This window comes from Sporosarcina sp. FSL K6-1508 (assembly GCF_038007465.1).
In the GTDB taxonomy this organism is placed as follows: Bacteria; Bacillota; Bacilli; order Bacillales_A; family Planococcaceae; genus Sporosarcina; species Sporosarcina psychrophila_B.
On record NZ_JBBOXF010000001.1, the window covers coordinates 3,213,675 to 3,230,650 of the forward strand.

Here is a 16,976-nt window from a genome sequence, read left to right on the forward strand (position 1 = left end):
CTATCTGTTGAACTGGTGCATACAGCTTAGTCACCTTGCAAGAGGCATCACTTATTCCCAAATCACATTTGTGGGGAATTTTAGTTCAATTTATATAGTGATTCGATTTCAAAAAGGGTATACATGCTGTTTTCTATAAAATTGACCTTTTGAAGATTATCAAGTACTATGACAAATTAGAATATGTTGAACTTTTGAAAGAGGTGTATGAATGAGCAGGAATGTTTTCGAGGAGAACTTTGAAAAATATGCTGATCCTGAAATGTATGATCATCTATATGAAGGCTATCAGAAGGATTTGAATGTAATTCTAGAATGGGCAAAGCCCAATCAACCGATTATTGAATTGGCATGCGGTACAGGAAGACTCACGATACCGATGGCGAAACGTGGATTTCAACTGATTGGTGTTGACTTACATGAGGGGATGCTGGAGCGCGCAAAACAAAAGGCAAAAGAGCATTCGGTTTCGATTGAATTTTTGAAGCAAGACTGCACGGAGTTGGCTATACCCGTAAAAAGCGAGTTAGTTTTCATGACAGGGAATTCCTTTCAACATTTTCTGACGAATGAAGCACAAGATGCCTTATTGCAATCTGTCCGACACCATCTAGTAGATGACGGACTTTTTATTTTTGATACAAGAAATCCTCTATTAGATGAGTTGGCAGCTATTGATGAGTATGAGCAAACGTATAGTGATAAGAGTGGCAATCAAATTATCGAGTTCCATCGTGATGAATATAATTCGATGACACAAATCTTACATTGTCATACGGAGCGCCAAATTTATCAAGGAGAAACTTTAATCTCTAAAGAGCAAGACGGCATTTCCTTGCGCTATTCATTTCCACTTGAAATGGAAAGAATGCTTAAAGAAAATGGATTTGAGATCTTACAAGCATATGGTGATTGGGATAAAAATGAGCTGAATACAAAAAGTATTTCTATGGTGTATGTTTGTAAAACTGAAAAATGAAAGGAGCCAAGTTCTGAGATTACTCAGAACTTGGCTCCTTTTTACTTGCGTTGTTGGCACAGATCCCTACTATTAAATAAGAATAGCTTTAACTATAGCTGGAAATTTATTTGAACCTTCTGTCATGTTGAGCGTCTGATTAAACAGGAAGGAGCATATGTGCTATTAAGCGGTAGGATGTAAGTGGGATACTAATAGTAAGACAGGCCGTGAGAACATGAAACAAATCGTTTTCGAAAAAGAAGGAAAAGTAGTTTGTTATCTATGTGGCCATACAGAAAATACTAAGTTCGGGATATCCTTTGTTGGTATAGATTACAAAGATAGTACTATTTTTGATGTAACAAAAAATAAAGATACTGTATGTTTAAAGCATCGTTAGTAAAAATGTGGAGGGAGAATTTTATGAGAGAAATGCCAGTTAGCGTGCAAACGGTCCTAAATGAATATATCGCTTTGTTGCATGAACGATTACCAAATACCCTTGAAGGATTGTATCTTCAAGGGTCCATTGCACTGAATGCCTACGTGAATGATTCAAGTGATATTGATTTTATTACTGTTATAAACCGGCGATTATCAGAGGTGGAGGTGCGGATTTTATCTGAAATTCATAAGACGATAGCTGGTAAGTATGAAAAGCCAGAGATGGATGGGGTCTATATTATGTGGAAGGATATTGGAAAACTAGAAGCGGATGATGACAATTATCCTTACTATAATGAAGGTACATTGGGTTATGGTGCTTATTTCAATTCGATTACTTGGTGGATATTGAAAACGAATGGAGTTAGCATTATCGGACCAGAACCATCTGCTCTCAAATTTGAAATTGACTCACAGCATCTAGTGTCATATGTAATTGAAAATATGAATACTTATTGGGCAGGGAGAGTCCAAAGGATTGAAAACGCAATGGGCAACAAGCTTTACCCACCAACCTCGGAGATAGATGATGAAATCGAATGGTCCGTTCTCGGTCTGTTACGCCAACATTATACATTAAAGGAGCACGATATCATTTCAAAACTTGGTGCTGGTGAATACGCATTATTGCATATGCCGATGGAATGGCATCCAATCATTAAGGAAGCTATAAATATTCGTAAAGGAATGAAAATAAAAATCTTCACCTCTGATGAAGAGCGAATTAATATGGCTTTACAATTTTCGAAGTATATCATTCAGTACTGCAATAGTGACTTAGTCTAAAAAATTACGCCGAATTTCACCTAAACCTTTGTACAGGGATATCATTCAAACGCTTTACATTGTTGTGGAACTTACACCTTTTCTACACATAAAATTGGTTTTTTCGTAATGGCAAATCTTTGTTTATGTATTACACCGCGCTTAGTCAATAATGAGACATTGACTAAGCGCAGGTTTCTTTAATTGTGTTTAGACGACCTTCAGTCCTTTCCTAATTCGGATAATACAACACCATACTTAAACGTGTTATTAGTTTCCCAGAATTATGATAGCTATGAGCTCTGTCGGCCTTAAAACGGATTGAATCTCCACTTTTCACGGTATATTCCTCGTTATTTACACGAATTGTTAGTTCTCCGTCGAAAATAGTTAAGAGCTCTTCAGTTCCCTCCATATGCGCATCAGCACTTAGGAATCCGCCTTGATCGATTTCAACTGAATACACTTCAAAGCGTTTTTCGTCTTCAAACGGAAAATGTGGATACACCCGATATTTTCCGTTGTCTTCTGACAATGTTTGGATGTCACTTCTCAAAACAATTTTTGTGTCTGGTTGTGGATGATTGATGAGGGAAGTAAAAGAAACTTTCAACCCATTGGCTATTTTCCAGATAGTCGTAATGGTTGGAGCTGATTCGCCACGTTCAATTTGACCAATCATTGTTTTACTTACCCCGGTCAATTCAGCCACCTTTTCAAGACTTAATTTTTTACTCTCCCTTATTGCTTTTAAATTCTTGGCAATGATAAGATGAATTTCCATTTTAAACAACACTCCTATTTATCTGTACAATATAGCGTCCGAACTGTACAATAAAGCGAAAACGTTATAGTGCCTATTTTAGACAGTATAACATATTCACTAGAGGGAGGACTAATATGCCTGTACTAACATTCTTGTTGTATGTATTCGTCATGAGTTTTACGCCAGGTCCGAATAATATTATGGCGATGTTATTTGCGAATCAGTTTGGGTTTAAGAAGACACTTCGATTTTGCCTAGGCGTAGGCGCAGGTTTCTTTGTCATCATGATATTATCGAGTTACTTTAATCTAATCCTACATAACTTTATTCCGAAAGTTGAATTTCCGATGATGCTTCTAGGTGCTGGCTATATGCTGTTTCTCGCAATCAAAATAATTACTAGTTCAACTACTTCTACTGATGAGGGGGGCGGCAAATATAACAGTTTTTTTGCAGGGATGCTGTTACAGTTTGTAAATCCGAAAGGTGTTTTATATGGTATTACGGTAATTGCAACGTTCATTCTTCCATACTATAGTTCAACAATTGACTTACTACTTTTTTCGTTATTTCTTGGTTTCGTCGGTATTATGAGTACTTGTAGCTGGAGCCTATTTGGTTCGATATTTCAGAAATTTCTTTCGGATTATAGAAAGCAATTTAATATTGTGATGGCATTGTTATTGGTATATAGCGCTGTTTCGATTTTTATATGATAAATAATTGTAGATGCGATTGGTATACAAATGATGCAGCTATTTTTATAAAATCCGCAGAGCTGTTTGAATGACAAGAGTCGATGATTTCAACATTAATCTTAACCTCACGTAATTTCTCTCGTTGCCGTAATCGAGATTCCATTCAGAGACTGCGTCGCAAGCCGATCTGCTTCTGAATTTATTTTCCGCGGCACTAGTTCGTACTCCGGCAAGATACCAAGGTCTTTCAGCTTTTCGTCAATACGATCTGCCCAGCGTGATAGATTGTTCTCAAGCGCCGGCCAGTCCCCGCCCAGTTGGTTGATGACCACCTGAGAATCGCCGATGAACCGGATCGGTAAATGATGGACATTCAAAAGCTCGAGTTCCTGTATGCTCAAGTATAGTGCGGCATATTCAGCTTCATTATTCGATGTGAGTTCATCGGAAGATGCGTTCCGCCGCAATCTGTATGATTTCCCGCTCTGTTCATAATAAATGACGCAGCCCAAACCTGATTTGCTGGTTGCCCGGTCAAAGCCGCCGTCGAAATAGACCGCTATATTATGTGGTTCGGTTTCAATTCCTTTTAAGTAGCCCTTCATCTCTTTGACCGTCCATGTGCTGTCGAACCGGTCAATTAACGTTATATTTTTGGTGCGTCCGGTACGCTCTAAATCCTCTGCAAATAGCAAAGCTTGTGCGGCCGGCATCTCCTCGGAGCGAAAGACAGTTTCCACGCCTTTCGGTATTTTATAAATCCATTCGATTAGAATGTTCATTGCTAATCCTCCTGCATCAGTTAGTATATGTATCAATCCTATTTCTATCTTAACAAATTATATGCAATCTAAGTTTATCCAACACAGGCCTAATTTATGAAATGAAAAATTTGTTGAAGCTCCTGTTTACTTATATAGAAGTGTCATTCAATTGCAACTTGTATTTATAGAACATTCTTATTTTTTGTTTTTTATATACCAGGTACTAACACTAGATGTTATAATGAAAAGAAAAATGAGGTGTGTTCGAATGATTAAATCTAAAGCGCGTATAACAGCAATAGGTACCCACGTTCCTCAAAAAATTATGCTAAATGAGGATTTGGAAAAGATGGTAGAAACGAATGATGAATGGATTGTTCAGCGAACCGGTATAAAGGAAAGGCGAATCGCAGGAAACGAAGAATATGCTTCCCATTTGGCTTTTAAAGCGATTGAAAATATGATTGGAAACAATCATAAAGACTTACAAGACGTTGATTGTATTATCGTAGCGACAACAACTCCGGACTATGCGTTTCCGAGTGTAGCCTGTCAAATTCAGAGTCACTTTAATATCCCCTGTACAGGAGCGTTTGACTTAAATGCTACCTGCGCAGGTTTCACGTATGCTTTGCACTTAGCAAATAATTTAATTACTGCCGAGGCACATCGTAAGATTTTAGTTGTTGCAACCGAGACTTTATCAAAAGTAACCGATTATACAGATCGAACAACCTGTATTTTATTCGGAGATGGGGCCGGCGCTATGCTAGTAGAGTACGATCAAGAGAATCCTAGTTTCCTGGCTAGCCATATAGGAACGAATGGCGAAGGGGGGATTCATGTATATCGAACGACCTTTGCAACTACTATGGATGATAAACCACTAAGCGACACCGGGAAAATGGTTCAGAACGGAAGGGAAGTATACAAATGGGCAGCCCGTACGATTCCACTAGGAATTCAAGAATTATTAAGTAAAGCACAATTAAACAGTGAAGATATTAACTGGTTTATACCACATAGCGCAAATCTAAGGATGGTTGAATCAATATGTGAAAAGTCAGGTTTTCCGATAGAAAAAACGTTAACGAGTATGAAGAATTTTGGGAATACCTCATCAGCATCAATTCCATTAGCACTACATCTGGGAATAAAAGAAGGAAAAATCAAAGATGGCGATACATTATTGCTTTATGGTTTCGGGGCGGGACTTACACATTTAGGTCTTGTCTTATCGTGGAAGCAAAATTGAAAATACTGAGCTGTCAGTAATGAATCGAGATGTTAATACCGTAAAAGAAATTGAAAGTAAAATAATCGAGACTTTATACACATCGTGTCGGGAATCACCATTCCTGTTTGATTTGCAATCAATTAAAATTTCCACAAATAGAAAATCCAATCAAGAAATAAAATATCTTGATTGGATTTTTATTAGCTATAAATTTTCAGTACACTTTATCTCCATTAAAAATAGAGTTTTTCACAATGACATAGTCCACTGTTCGGATGGCGTCTAGCTTGTTACCGCCAGCATAGGAGATGGATGATTGTAGATCCTGTTGCATTTCGTCTAAAGTGTCCATTAATGGACCTTTATATTCGACGTACATTTTTTTACCTTCAACGTTTTTCTTTTCGCCCTTTTGGAATTCAGAGGCTGAGCCAAAGTATTCTTTAAAACGTTGGCCGTCTTTTTCGATTGTTTGACCGGGAGATTCCTCGTGGCCAGCAAATAGGGAACCGATCATGACCATTGAGGCACCGAAACGTACAGATTTGGCGATGTCTCCGTGTGTACGTATGCCGCCATCTGCGATGATAGGTTTAGTAGCTGCTTTTGCACACCAACGTAGTGCAGCTAACTGCCAACCGCCTGTACCGAAGCCTGTTTTTATTTTTGTAATACATACTTTACCTGGCCCAATGCCAACTTTCGTAGCGTCTGCACCGGCATTTTCAAGTTCGCGTACGGCTTCTGGTGTGCCTACGTTACCAGCTATGACAAAGCTTTCAGGCAAGTGTTTTTTAATATGTTGAATCATATTGATAACTGCATTGGAATGACCATGAGCAATATCGATCGTGATGAATTCAGGTATAAGCTTGTCAGCAGCTAGTTGTACAATGAAAGTATAGTCCTCATCTTTAACACCAACGCTAATAGAAGCGATTAAACTACGTGATTGCATGTCTTTAATAAAGTCTGCTCGTTTTTCTGGATTAAAACGATGCATAATATAGAAGTAACCATTTTCAGCTAATTTGATAGCGACGTTTTCATCTATAATTGTTTGCATATTTGCTGGTACAACTGGAATTTTAAATGTATGCCCGCCAAGTATTACAGACGTGTCACACTCAGAACGGCTATTCACCACACATTTTGCAGGAATCAACTGGATATCTTCATAATCAAATACATTTTCCATAGATAGCACCTCGAAAGACGAATATTACTATTCGTTTAGTTTGGAACGTTCGTACTTTAATAATTTACATCACTTTAGGCAGTATGTCAAAACATTTTATAGTGACCGTCAAAACGTATATAATCTGAATCCATTTCCTTTTAAGTACACCAACATTGACGTTTAATAACTACTTCTGGTTATACAAAGTATTAAAAAAATAAGCAAAAAAGAGCTTTGGTGGACTCTTTTTTGCTTATTCTTGTGTGTACTAGGCATCACTTTAAAGAGTAGGATGCGATGACAAGTATGCGATATCACCGTATTGAAGGCATTGAAGTTACAAAGGCTCAAAAGTTTGTTATTTCGTTATGAAATCTTTTTATCAGTAGATCTTCATATAACGTTCAATTTCCCAAGGGTGTACGTTAATTCGGTAATTCTCCCATTCCAATTTCTTTTCAGCCATAAAGTTTGTGTAGATGTGCTTGCCTAGAGCTTCTTGGATAATTTCATCTTTTCCTAGCGCAATAAGGGCATGGTCAAGGTCAGTAGGTAAAGTACCAATTTCTAATTCCTGAAGTTCGGAAGGTTTCATTTCGTAAATGTTACGGTCGACTGGCATTGGCGGTTCGAGTTCACGTTTAATGCCGTCTAAACCTGCTTTTAATATGGCCGCCATTGCAAGATATGGATTTGCCGCCGAGTCGACGGAACGGACTTCGATTCGGGTACTGAGGCCCCTTGATGCCGGGATGCGGATGAGTGGGCTGCGATTTTGGGCGGACCAAGCGATATAGCAGGGTGCTTCGTAGCCAGGAACAAGACGTTTATAAGAGTTAACTGTCGGGTTTGTCACTGCCGTAAAACCAGGGACATGCTCGAGAACACCGGCCATGAACTGATAAGCAGTTGCGCTCAATTGTAATTCACCATTTTCGTCAACAAATGCATTTTTACCGTCTTTGAAAAGAGAAACATTGCAATGCATACCCGACCCACTGACTCCAAAAAGAGGTTTTGGCATGAAGGTCGCATGTAACCCGTGATTGCGTGCAATCGTTTTAACAACAAGTTTAAATGTTTGGATGTTATCACAAGCGGTAAGTACATCCGCATATTTGAAATCGATTTCGTGTTGGCCAGGTGCGCATTCATGGTGGGATGCTTCAATTTCGAAGCCCAATTCTTCAAGTTCTAAAACGATGTCGCGTCGACAATTTTCTCCAAGATCCATTGGAGCAAGGTCGAAATAGCCGCCGTTGTCGTTCAGTTCCATTGTGGGCTGCATGTTCTCATCCAGCTTGAACAAGAAGAATTCTGGTTCTGGTCCGAGGTTAAAGTCAGTGAACCCGAGCTCTTTCATCTCTTTCAATACACGTTTTAAATTTCCGCGTGGATCGCCCGTAAACGGCGAACCGTTGGCAAGTGAAATATCACAGATGAGCCGTGCAACTTTCCCTTTACCCGATGGCCAAGGGAATACCATCCATGTATTAAGATCCGGTATGAGGTACATATCTGATTCCTCGATACGTACAAATCCTTCGATTGAAGATCCGTCGAACATCATCTTGTTGTCTAGTGCTTTTTCGAGCTGGCTGATGGGAATTTCCACGTTCTTGATCATTCCTAAAATATCGGTGAACTGAAGCCGTACGAAATTCACATTTTCTTCCTTTACAAATTTGCGAATGTCTTCTTTTGTATAATTCCTCATCATGCCACTCTCCTTAAGTATCGTTTATTACAGATTGCTCCATAACATTTTTCTATAATAAAGCAAAAAGTTACCATTAACAAGATTTTTTTGAGAATCGCTCTATGTAAGTGAAGCTATCTCATTTACCGCAGTGAATTGACTACGTACCGTAACAAAATTATAGTTCTATAAAATTTGTATTCGCAACATTGAAATTACTTTATTAATTCTATGATAGACTAAAATGGAACGAAAAAACGAAAACGAACAAAGGGCGGGAGAACTATGAACGTAGAATTAACAAGATTCAGGGTTAAGCAAGGGAAAACAGAACGGGTAGATGAGTGGGTGAATTTTTTAAACGATAATATGAAACACGTGCTAACAACCTTGGAAGGCGAAAAAATGTATTTAGAAACTATATTTAGAGAGCATTTTAATGGGGATGAATTTCTATATTGGTATTCAGTCCAAAGTGAAGGCGGTCAAGAGGTTGAGGAATCAGAGCATTGGATAGATAAGAAACACCTGGCATATTGGAATGAATGTATTGATGATACTTTTATAGCCGGTGATTTAAAAACGGAAGTAGTAATGATTCCTGAAAAGATAAGGAATCATATGGAGTTTTGAATCCAACTAATTAATTGGTAAGTAACGGCATTAAATCAATGGAAAGAAGGTAAACAAATGGATTTACTTTTTGTGATTGTATTATTTGTGCTTCTGGTTGCTATATATGACATGATTAAAAGAACGAACAAAAATATAATTGAACAAAGTGAAGAAATTAAAAAAATGCATGATAATCTTAGGCAACATATGAAAAAGTAGTGGTATCTCATACCGCTCCAATAATCATAACCATCTATACATTGGAGCATGTTTTTTTAGATGAGGTTATATGGTTGATGGCAGATGTAGAAGATTAGTATTTGGAGGGTTACCTTGGATATTACTTTTAACCATTTCATTGATAAGTATATAGAAATTTGGAGAAAATCATCTTTAAGTGAGCTAAGAGAGCTAATCTCTGAGGATTACAAGGCAAGAGAAATAACTGGCGGGAAAATTATAGACTTTGGCTATGCAGAATCTATTGAAGGATGGGAACAAGGTTTTAACTTTGTAAATGAAAATCAGGCCAAATGGGAACTAAATAAGTTATCAGTGATTCCTTTAAGAGACAATGAGATATTAATAATTTTATCAGCCGCTTTAGTGACAAAAGATCAAAACTTAGATACGGGAAACATATTCTTTCAAACTTTTAAAAAAGAATGTGATGAAAATTGGAAACTGGTAAGAAGCTATATTGAGGCTGGAATTCCCTTGCATAATCTGCGTAGCCCTACTGTTACTGAATAAGAGGGTAAAATGATGCCGATATAGTTAGAAAAAATAGTTTTCCTGAGATACGATAAACTTTTGAAAAATCGATTCCACTGCGTAGAGACGTGGAATCGATTTTTCGGTTAACTTACTTTAATAGTCTAGTTTCATCAAGCATATGAATGAAGTCCTGCAATTACTAGATTCACGAAGACTTGATTGAAAATAATAATTCCGAAACCAATAATCGCCATCCAAGCAGTTCTTTCGCCTTCCCATCCCTTTCCGACCCTCAAGTGCAACATTGCAGCATAGAATAAGAAGGTAATTAAAGCCCAAATTTCTTTCGGATCCCAACCCCAGAAACGGCTCCAGGCAAATTGAGCCCAAATCATAGCGAATATCAGTCCACCAAGTGCGAACAAAGGAAAACCAATGATGACTGCTCGGTAAGTTATTTCATCCATAGAGCTCGCATTCACTTTATGAGTAAGTGGTTTGAGTAGAGTAATGATTTTCCGCTTCGTGAGTAGACGAATCAGTGCATACAGCACAGAACCTACAAGGAAAGACCATATTATTGTATTCAATTTTAGTGCATCAATCGAGTTGGGAATCTCTATAATGCCACTTCTTTGATCGACAGCCTCATAAGTATTGGCCTCCACTGATTGGACAACAACCGAGTCCTTGGGAACGGTAATGGCCGGTAATTTATAGTGATAAACATCCAACTCAGTTTTATGATTTTCGAACTGAAGATCTTTCGCATAACCCATCGCACTGAATGTGCTTGTCATTGCAATGAAGCCCAATACGACGACCAAGAAATACATAACGAGCTCCAAAAAGAATGTTTTCTTACTCTTTTCAGCAGGATTCACCGTTTTTAAAAGATAGATAATGCCCGTCACAAAAGATATAGATAATACCGCACTAGAAAAAGCCACTGTAAGAACATGTATTGTTAACCAATTACTTTGTAACGCCGGAATAAGGGGCGTTATATCTTTTGAAAATGCATTTGCGTAGCCCAGAATTAGAAGTGCTATCGGAAGGGCGAAAAGTCCAATTACGCTTTGATGATACAAGTAATACATAATCAGAAAACTTCCGACAAGCATGATACCAAAGAATGTCATGAATTCATAAAGATTGCTGACAGGGGCATGTCCAGCAACATACCATCTGGTTATAAAATAGACGATTTGTAAAATAAACCCTGCCCACGTTAATGTTATTCCAAGTACTGAATATATCTTTCTTTTCGAGCTAACTGATAGACCTAAAGGGATAATCGCTAATAAGTAGATAAAAAATGAAATATAAAGTGCTGTACTGCTTAAACTGATTAATGAACTCGAAGACATGATGACGCCCCTTATAAATGCTACGATATTTATGTACAAATGCGCTAACTTAAAAATGTACACTTTTGCCTCATTTTCTAGCATACTAATCATGAGGTGATTGGTATGTACATAACGCTAGATGTTCAAACGGATTTTGAAATCAATAGTCTTTCAGACTTAACAAAATTCAAACAGTTAATGGAGAATCTAAAAATGAAAATTAACAAAAGCCAATTGGCAAGGGAAATGGGTATAGATCGGCGGACGGTTGATAAATACCTAAGTGGATTTACACCAAAAGAAACAAAAGAGAAAATAGCGATTTTAGATGAATACTACGAAATAATTGCAGCACTTTTATCTGAGGACTCGAAGCAAGTCTTTTATTACCGACGCGTACTTTGGCAATACCTAACGGACAATCATGGGTTAAAATGTGCTCAATCTACTTTTCGTCGTTATATTTCAAAAAAGCCAGAGTTCGCTGCCTATTTCACAGAGCAGGTGCGCGTGCCTTCACCTAAAGGGACGACAAGATTTGAAACACCGCCTGGCCAACAAGCACAATTCGATTGGAAAGAAAGTATTCCATTCGAAACAAGTGATGGAGAAAAAATAGAGGTAAATGTAGGAGCGCTTGTGTTAGGGTATTCACGTTTCCGCGTATTCACTCTTACATTACGAAAAACACAAGATGTTTTATTCTCCTTTTTGACGGAGGCATTTGAAAAAATAGGAGGTGTTCCGAAGGAAATCGTAACTGATAATCCAAAAACGATTATGGATGTGCCACGAAGAGAAGATAATCCAGGGAAAGTAAATAGCCGGTTCGCTGCTTTTGCGAAGGACTTTGATTTCAAGGTTAGGCCGTGTATTGCAGGTCGTCCCCGTACGAAAGGGAAAGTAGAAACTCAAATGAAATTTATAGATGAAATTCATGCCTATCAAGGTCAGCTGACCTTGAACGAACTCTATCAATTCATTGAAAAGTTGATGAATCGAGTCAATCAATCCTTTCATCAAGGTTCAGGGAAAATCCCAGCATTTGCGTTAGAAAAAGAAAAGAGTTCCCTTCTTCCGCTACCAGCAGAAAAAATAAGGAACTCTTACCGTATCAAGCATCAGCTTGTACAGGTGAATACATCAAGTATGATCTCCTACAAAGCCAACCAGTATTCAGTGCCCACTAAGTACATCGGCCAAAAGGTAGGGATACAAGTACTAGATGATCAATTATGGATTTATTATAACATGGAGTGCATTGCGCGCCACCCTATATCGAATCGGAAATTAAATATTCGTCCTTCAGATTATAAAGAAACGCTGCAAATATCAGCTCCCCATTATCCAGACATTGAGGCTTTAGCTAAAAACAATCTAAAAGCCATTGGAGAGGTGTATGACGCATGATGCAGCAAACAAATTATCAACAGCTTCTGAAGAACTTGGAGTATTTGAAACTGAAACAAATGGTAACGTATTTAGACGAAGTCATCGACTTCGGTATCCACAATCAGCTGTCATTTATCGATACATTAATTAAACTGACAAACTATGAAATCGATTTACGTGAAAAAAACATGGTTCACGCGATGGTAAAAGTGGGTGCATTTCCAAATTTAAAAGAGGTAAAGGATTTTGATTTTGAATTCCAACCCTCGCTAAATCCACAGCAAATTCAAGATTTTCTTACGCTACGTTTTATTGAAGGGAACGAAAACATCGTATTTCTGGGACCTAGTGGAGTCGGAAAAACATTTTTGGCTTCAGCGATTGGCATCGCAGCCGCTAAAAAACGTACTAGCACTTACTTTATTAAATGTCATGACTTGATTCAGAACCTGAAGCGGGCCCGCTTAGAAAACCGTTTAGAAAGCCGCTTGAAACACTACACAAAGTATAAGTTACTCATAATCGATGAGATAGGCTATTTACCGATTGATGCGGAGGATGCAAAACTATTCTTCCAGCTGATAGATATGCGTTATGAAAAACGTAGCACAATCTTTACTACTAATGTTAACTTCAAATCCTGGGACGAGGTATTTCAGGAAACCAAGTTAGCAAATGCGATATTAGATCGTATTTTACATCACGCAACGGTGGTTACCATCGTTGGAAATTCTTATCGTTTGAAAGATCATCTAGCTCCAGAAGGTGAGTGATTTTGTACATCATTAAGTGAGCGTTTTTGTACATAGATTGGTTGACATTTGTACCCCTCCTATGACTATTTTTTTAGATGTTCTTAAACTGTAACTTAAGTTAAATGAATATTGTGTGCGGATAAAGATGATTTTAGATACCAATGTTGACCTCCACTTCAATATAAATTTGGAGTATCTGATTAACTCAGATAAGCCAATTTAATCCAGTGTAGCACTAATAAATTTGGGAAAGGATACGAATTCCGACAATTCCATGACTTGTAGTCATAGTATGAGTCCCCTTTAAGGCATTCAATCACTTTCAGATTTCTAGGTAATTTGAAACATAGAAATGAGGATGATTCTAGAACAAACTAAATCGATTGTTTTATTTATCATTGGAATCAAAGTTATTCAGTGAAAGTGACTTTTTTAAGTAATCACTCTTCTTCACTCAACTAAGTTACAATAGTAATTAGTAGTTAGAATACACGATGGGAGTATAACAATGACAATTTCATTAAATCCAATTACGAAAGACGAAAAACAGATATTACTAAACTTATATTCACTTTATTTACACGACCTATCGGAGTTTACAGACAATCTAGAGGTTTCATCTAATGGTTCTTTCGAATTTGATTCTTTTAATTTAATTTGGGAGAGAGAGGGTTTATCTCCCTATCTCCTAAGAAAGGATGCAACAATTGTTGGGTTCTTGTTACTTTTAGAAAGGCCTTTTTTAACAAAAGACTACGATTACAGTATTAGTGATATTTTTATATTGAAAAAATACCGAAGAAAGGGAATTACAATTTCTTTATTAAAGACATTGTTTGACCAAAAAAAGGGGAAATACTATGTTCTTGAATTAGTTTCAAATGAGCCTGCTGTTCTATTTTGGAAAAACGTCTATCGTAAACTCAATATTGTCTTTGATGAAAAGAAACAGACTGTTGATGATGAAGAGTGCTTAATTCAAACCTTTCAAATTTAATGTGGCTAATTCTCGTTTGAATTAAGTGAGAATCATTGTTATCAGTGAATGATTATAGATTTAAGAGCAGATGGGGAATAGTTTGCTAATAAAAACAAAGAAATTGCAACAAGGGGTAGCGAGATTACAACGTGTTTTTGGTCTTGAGATTGTTCCGATGCCAAATGGTTTGAAAGGATCGAATTACCTTTATGAACATTCACAGGCACGTGCAGAGGATTTGATGACGGCATTTAAGGATACGAGTGTGAAAGGGATTTTTTCGAATATTGGTGGAGAAGATAGTATTCGTTTACTTCCTTATATTGACTTTGATGTAATAAGAAAAAAACCAGAAATCTTCATGAGCTATTCCGATGTGACGGTTTCTCATTTGTTTTGCCATAAAGCTGGGCTATCTTCTTTTTATGGTTCAGCAATTTTGAAGGATTTCACGGAAAACATGGAAATGGATTCGTATACAATCGGTATGTTGAAGCGGATACTCTTTTCTAATAAAGCTATTGATGAAATTAAACCAGCTAAGAACTGGACGAGTGATCGCTTAGAATGTGATGAAGTAAATAAGAAGGGTCGGCGTACGACGCAGTCGAACACTGGATATGAAGTTCTCCAAGGATCTGGTGTTATATGAGGAAGAATGATGGATCCTTGTATTGAAGTAGTAGAGTTCACGAAAGGTACAGAGCTATGGCCAGAACAGAAGCATTGGAGGAAAATTAAGATGGATATAAGAAAACCTGCGGCATTTGGAGTAAGGTTATTGGCAAGTATTTTAGATGGTTTTATCCTTACATTCACCAGTGGATTTATTATTTATATTTTTAGCGGGGAATTTTCTATTGATTGGACAAATGGAGTAGTTTAGCAATTAATGTACACATTATACTTAGCAGTTTTCCCGGTACTTTGGGGTGGCTATATTATAGGAAAACGAATTTGTGGAATTAAAGTAAAACGTATAGATAATCAAAATGTCACATTTACTAATATGATTATGAGAGAATTTGTCGGGTATTATCTGATTGGTTTAGTCACCTTTGGCCTTTCAATAGTAGTAAGTATTTTAATGATTATATTTCGTGAAGACAAAAGAGGAATCCACGATATTATAGGGGGTACGTATGTTGCCTCCAATCAAACGGGCAGATAGTGGAAGCGGTAATTTGGATTTAAAAGTATACCTAAATTCATAAACTCTATAAAAGTGGGTGTTGCTTATGAGTACTAAATGGTTGGAATGGGCAAAGAGAATACAAGCACTATCTCAATCGGGATTAACCTTTTCAAAAGACATTTATGAAATCGAGCGTTATGAAGAATTACGCATGATTAGTGCAGAAATCATGGAAGAACACACAGAGGTAGAAATGCAAAAAATCAAGGATTTATTTATGAATGAAACGGGATATCAAACCCCTAAAGTGGATGTTCGGGGAGTAGTTTTTAAAGATAATACGATGTTAATGGTAAAAGAAAATATGGATGATAGATGGTCTTTACCTGGCGGATTTTGCGATATAGGATTGTCTCCTTCTGAAAATATTGTAAAGGAAATAAAAGAAGAATCTGGCTATGATGTGGTTCCTATGAAGTTACTTGCTTTATTTGATAAAAATAAACATCCGCATCCACCTGAACCCTATCATTATTATAAAATTTTTATTCAATGTGACATCGTTGGTGGCGTTCCAACTACTGGAATCGAAACGAGTGGTATACAGTTTTTCTCTGAACATAATATTCCAGACCTTTCTGCCAATCGGGTGATAGAGTCACAAATAAAAACACTCTTTGAATTTTCAAGGGACCCTAATAAAGAGACACTATTTGATTAAATAGGGGGATGGCAGTCTTGAAAATCAATAAAAATAGAGTTAGTAAGCTTTTAGAGATAACTTTTTTCACTATCAGTGGATTCTACTTACTAGTAGCAGTGATAGGTTTAATCATCATGATATTATTTACTATTGCTTATTTGTCGTAATGAAGGAGTGGTTTCAGCCATTAAATGATATGTAGATGAAAACAGGGCGGATTATTAAGCTTAAACAAGCTGCTATCTATTATTGAGATGGATGAACAAATACAAGCTGAAGGGAATATGAGATGAAAATTAACCAGCAAGAATTTAATGTTAATGGAGAAACCTATATAATTAGATCAGCAATACATAAAGATGCACGGGCTTTGTCTGAAATCAGATTACAGATTGATGAAGAAACTCAAAACCTTGACAGAGAAAAAGGTGAGGCTTTCATAGATGTACAAGGTTTTGAACAACTAATCAAAACGGATACAGAAAATAAAAGGAATCTTTTTTTAGTTGCAGTGGTTAATGACAGGATTGTCGGATTTTCAAGATGTGAAGGAAATCTACTGAAACGTTTTGCTCACAAGGTAGAATTTGGTGTCTGTGTCTTAAAAGATTATTGGGGCTACGGCATTGGCAAAAACCTTTTGAAAGAGTCCATTGTTTGGGCTGACTCAAATGGAATTAAAAAAATAACCTTAAATGTTTTAGAAATGAGTTGATTTCATAATTCCTATCCCTTTAGTATCAAGGGTTTCAATTCAATAAAAATGAGGCACCTCCCCAAATCCGGTATAATGGTAGCGACTAAACAACCTAAC

The 16,976-nt window shown here is 37.1% G+C and carries 17 protein-coding genes and 2 pseudogenes; 14 read left to right on the plus strand and 5 right to left on the minus strand.

Going from position 1 to position 16,976, the window contains the following annotated elements; translation table 11 throughout:
- The first annotated feature begins 211 nt into the window (after positions 1-211).
- Both MKZ11_RS16105 and MKZ11_RS16110 read left to right on the plus strand, forming a co-directional pair.
- Positions 212-979 (plus strand): class I SAM-dependent DNA methyltransferase, encoded by a 768-nt coding sequence (locus tag MKZ11_RS16105; RefSeq protein ID WP_340795399.1) that lies wholly within the window; start codon positions 212-214, stop codon positions 977-979.
- Between the two features lie 405 nt (positions 980-1,384).
- The gene (locus MKZ11_RS16110) at positions 1,385-2,191 is read left to right on the plus strand and encodes an aminoglycoside adenylyltransferase domain-containing protein (RefSeq protein ID WP_340795400.1); all 807 of its coding nucleotides are present in this window, start codon (positions 1,385-1,387) and stop codon (positions 2,189-2,191) included.
- A 211-nt stretch (positions 2,192-2,402) separates the two neighbouring features.
- On the opposite strand, the gene MKZ11_RS16115 is transcribed toward MKZ11_RS16110, so the two are convergent.
- Positions 2,403-2,954 (minus strand): helix-turn-helix domain-containing protein, encoded by a 552-nt coding sequence (locus MKZ11_RS16115; RefSeq protein WP_340795401.1) that lies wholly within the window; start codon positions 2,952-2,954, stop codon positions 2,403-2,405.
- Positions 2,955-3,070: 116 nt separating this feature from the next.
- Between MKZ11_RS16115 and MKZ11_RS16120 the strand changes: the two genes are divergently transcribed.
- On the plus strand, positions 3,071-3,652 hold the full coding sequence (locus MKZ11_RS16120) for a LysE family transporter (protein ID WP_340795402.1): 582 nt from the start codon (positions 3,071-3,073) through the stop codon (positions 3,650-3,652).
- Between the two features lie 107 nt (positions 3,653-3,759).
- Here the strand turns inward: MKZ11_RS16120 and MKZ11_RS16125 are convergent, their stop codons facing one another.
- Positions 3,760-4,416, minus strand: a complete 657-nt coding sequence (locus MKZ11_RS16125; protein WP_340795403.1) for a ribonuclease H family protein — start codon at positions 4,414-4,416, stop codon at positions 3,760-3,762.
- A 253-nt stretch (positions 4,417-4,669) separates the two neighbouring features.
- Between MKZ11_RS16125 and MKZ11_RS16130 the strand changes: the two genes are divergently transcribed.
- The gene (locus MKZ11_RS16130; protein WP_340797027.1) at positions 4,670-5,653 is read left to right on the plus strand and encodes a ketoacyl-ACP synthase III; all 984 of its coding nucleotides are present in this window, start codon (positions 4,670-4,672) and stop codon (positions 5,651-5,653) included.
- Between the two features lie 196 nt (positions 5,654-5,849).
- On the opposite strand, the gene guaC is transcribed toward MKZ11_RS16130, so the two are convergent.
- Complete coding sequence (gene guaC / locus MKZ11_RS16135) at positions 5,850-6,833, minus strand: GMP reductase (RefSeq protein WP_340795404.1); 984 nt, start codon at positions 6,831-6,833, stop codon at positions 5,850-5,852.
- A gap of 364 nt (positions 6,834-7,197) precedes the next feature.
- Complete coding sequence (gene glnA / locus MKZ11_RS16140; protein ID WP_340795405.1) at positions 7,198-8,532, minus strand: type I glutamate--ammonia ligase; 1,335 nt, start codon at positions 8,530-8,532, stop codon at positions 7,198-7,200.
- A 267-nt stretch (positions 8,533-8,799) separates the two neighbouring features.
- Between glnA and MKZ11_RS16145 the strand changes: the two genes are divergently transcribed.
- Positions 8,800-9,147, plus strand: a complete 348-nt coding sequence (locus MKZ11_RS16145) for a DUF6176 family protein (RefSeq protein WP_340795406.1) — start codon at positions 8,800-8,802, stop codon at positions 9,145-9,147.
- Positions 9,148-9,462: 315 nt separating this feature from the next.
- Positions 9,463-9,882 (plus strand): flavoprotein, encoded by a 420-nt coding sequence (locus MKZ11_RS16150; protein WP_340795407.1) that lies wholly within the window; start codon positions 9,463-9,465, stop codon positions 9,880-9,882.
- A 134-nt stretch (positions 9,883-10,016) separates the two neighbouring features.
- Here the strand turns inward: MKZ11_RS16150 and ccsB are convergent, their stop codons facing one another.
- Complete coding sequence (gene ccsB, locus MKZ11_RS16155; RefSeq protein ID WP_340795408.1) at positions 10,017-11,216, minus strand: c-type cytochrome biogenesis protein CcsB; 1,200 nt, start codon at positions 11,214-11,216, stop codon at positions 10,017-10,019.
- 105 nt (positions 11,217-11,321) lie between these two features.
- On the opposite strand from ccsB, the gene istA reads away from it, so the two are divergent.
- The 8 genes and pseudogenes from istA to MKZ11_RS16195 form a co-directional block, all read left to right on the plus strand.
- A complete protein-coding gene (istA, locus tag MKZ11_RS16160) occupies positions 11,322-12,608 on the plus strand; it encodes an IS21 family transposase (protein WP_340792502.1) in 1,287 nt (428 codons plus the stop codon).
- Positions 12,605-13,363, plus strand: coding sequence for an IS21-like element helper ATPase IstB (gene istB / locus MKZ11_RS16165; protein ID WP_340792503.1), 759 nt, complete (start codon positions 12,605-12,607; stop codon positions 13,361-13,363). Before istA ends, istB begins: the two co-directional genes overlap by 4 nt.
- Before the next feature lie 490 nt (positions 13,364-13,853).
- Complete coding sequence (locus MKZ11_RS16170; RefSeq protein WP_340795409.1) at positions 13,854-14,342, plus strand: GNAT family N-acetyltransferase; 489 nt, start codon at positions 13,854-13,856, stop codon at positions 14,340-14,342.
- Positions 14,343-14,442: 100 nt separating this feature from the next.
- Positions 14,443-15,054: pseudogene (locus MKZ11_RS16175) on the plus strand (LD-carboxypeptidase); the annotation flags it as partial.
- Positions 15,055-15,066: 12 nt separating this feature from the next.
- A complete protein-coding gene (locus MKZ11_RS16180) occupies positions 15,067-15,210 on the plus strand; it encodes a hypothetical protein (RefSeq protein ID WP_340795411.1) in 144 nt (47 codons plus the stop codon).
- Between the two features lie 6 nt (positions 15,211-15,216).
- The gene (locus tag MKZ11_RS16185; protein WP_340795412.1) at positions 15,217-15,495 is read left to right on the plus strand and encodes an RDD family protein; all 279 of its coding nucleotides are present in this window, start codon (positions 15,217-15,219) and stop codon (positions 15,493-15,495) included.
- A gap of 67 nt (positions 15,496-15,562) precedes the next feature.
- Positions 15,563-16,180: an NUDIX hydrolase gene (locus MKZ11_RS16190; protein WP_340795413.1), complete on the plus strand. Its 618-nt coding sequence runs from the start codon at positions 15,563-15,565 to the stop codon at positions 16,178-16,180.
- Between the two features lie 271 nt (positions 16,181-16,451).
- Positions 16,452-16,868: pseudogene (locus MKZ11_RS16195) on the plus strand (GNAT family N-acetyltransferase); the annotation flags it as partial.
- Positions 16,869-16,976 lie beyond the last annotated feature (108 nt).

What these genes read in the sequence shown, in the direction of transcription:
- MKZ11_RS16145 (WP_340795406.1), top strand. Translation starts at nt 8,800, where the DNA reads ATGAACGTAGAATTAACAAGATTCAGGGTTAAGCAAGGGAAAACAGAA.
- glnA (WP_340795405.1), bottom strand. Translation starts at nt 8,532, where the DNA reads ATGAGGAATTATACAAAAGAAGACATTCGCAAATTTGTAAAGGAAGAA.
- guaC (WP_340795404.1), bottom strand. Translation starts at nt 6,833, where the DNA reads ATGGAAAATGTATTTGATTATGAAGATATCCAGTTGATTCCTGCAAAA.
- ccsB (WP_340795408.1), bottom strand. Translation starts at nt 11,216, where the DNA reads ATGTCTTCGAGTTCATTAATCAGTTTAAGCAGTACAGCACTTTATATT.
- MKZ11_RS16105 (WP_340795399.1), top strand. Translation starts at nt 212, where the DNA reads ATGAGCAGGAATGTTTTCGAGGAGAACTTTGAAAAATATGCTGATCCT.
- MKZ11_RS16170 (WP_340795409.1), top strand. Translation starts at nt 13,854, where the DNA reads ATGACAATTTCATTAAATCCAATTACGAAAGACGAAAAACAGATATTA.
- MKZ11_RS16120 (WP_340795402.1), top strand. Translation starts at nt 3,071, where the DNA reads ATGCCTGTACTAACATTCTTGTTGTATGTATTCGTCATGAGTTTTACG.
- MKZ11_RS16185 (WP_340795412.1), top strand. Translation starts at nt 15,217, where the DNA reads ATGTACACATTATACTTAGCAGTTTTCCCGGTACTTTGGGGTGGCTAT.
- MKZ11_RS16190 (WP_340795413.1), top strand. Translation starts at nt 15,563, where the DNA reads ATGAGTACTAAATGGTTGGAATGGGCAAAGAGAATACAAGCACTATCT.
- MKZ11_RS16180 (WP_340795411.1), top strand. Translation starts at nt 15,067, where the DNA reads ATGGATATAAGAAAACCTGCGGCATTTGGAGTAAGGTTATTGGCAAGT.
- istA (WP_340792502.1), top strand. Translation starts at nt 11,322, where the DNA reads ATGTACATAACGCTAGATGTTCAAACGGATTTTGAAATCAATAGTCTT.
- istB (WP_340792503.1), top strand. Translation starts at nt 12,605, where the DNA reads ATGATGCAGCAAACAAATTATCAACAGCTTCTGAAGAACTTGGAGTAT.
- MKZ11_RS16115 (WP_340795401.1), bottom strand. Translation starts at nt 2,954, where the DNA reads ATGGAAATTCATCTTATCATTGCCAAGAATTTAAAAGCAATAAGGGAG.
- MKZ11_RS16110 (WP_340795400.1), top strand. Translation starts at nt 1,385, where the DNA reads ATGAGAGAAATGCCAGTTAGCGTGCAAACGGTCCTAAATGAATATATC.
- MKZ11_RS16125 (WP_340795403.1), bottom strand. Translation starts at nt 4,416, where the DNA reads ATGAACATTCTAATCGAATGGATTTATAAAATACCGAAAGGCGTGGAA.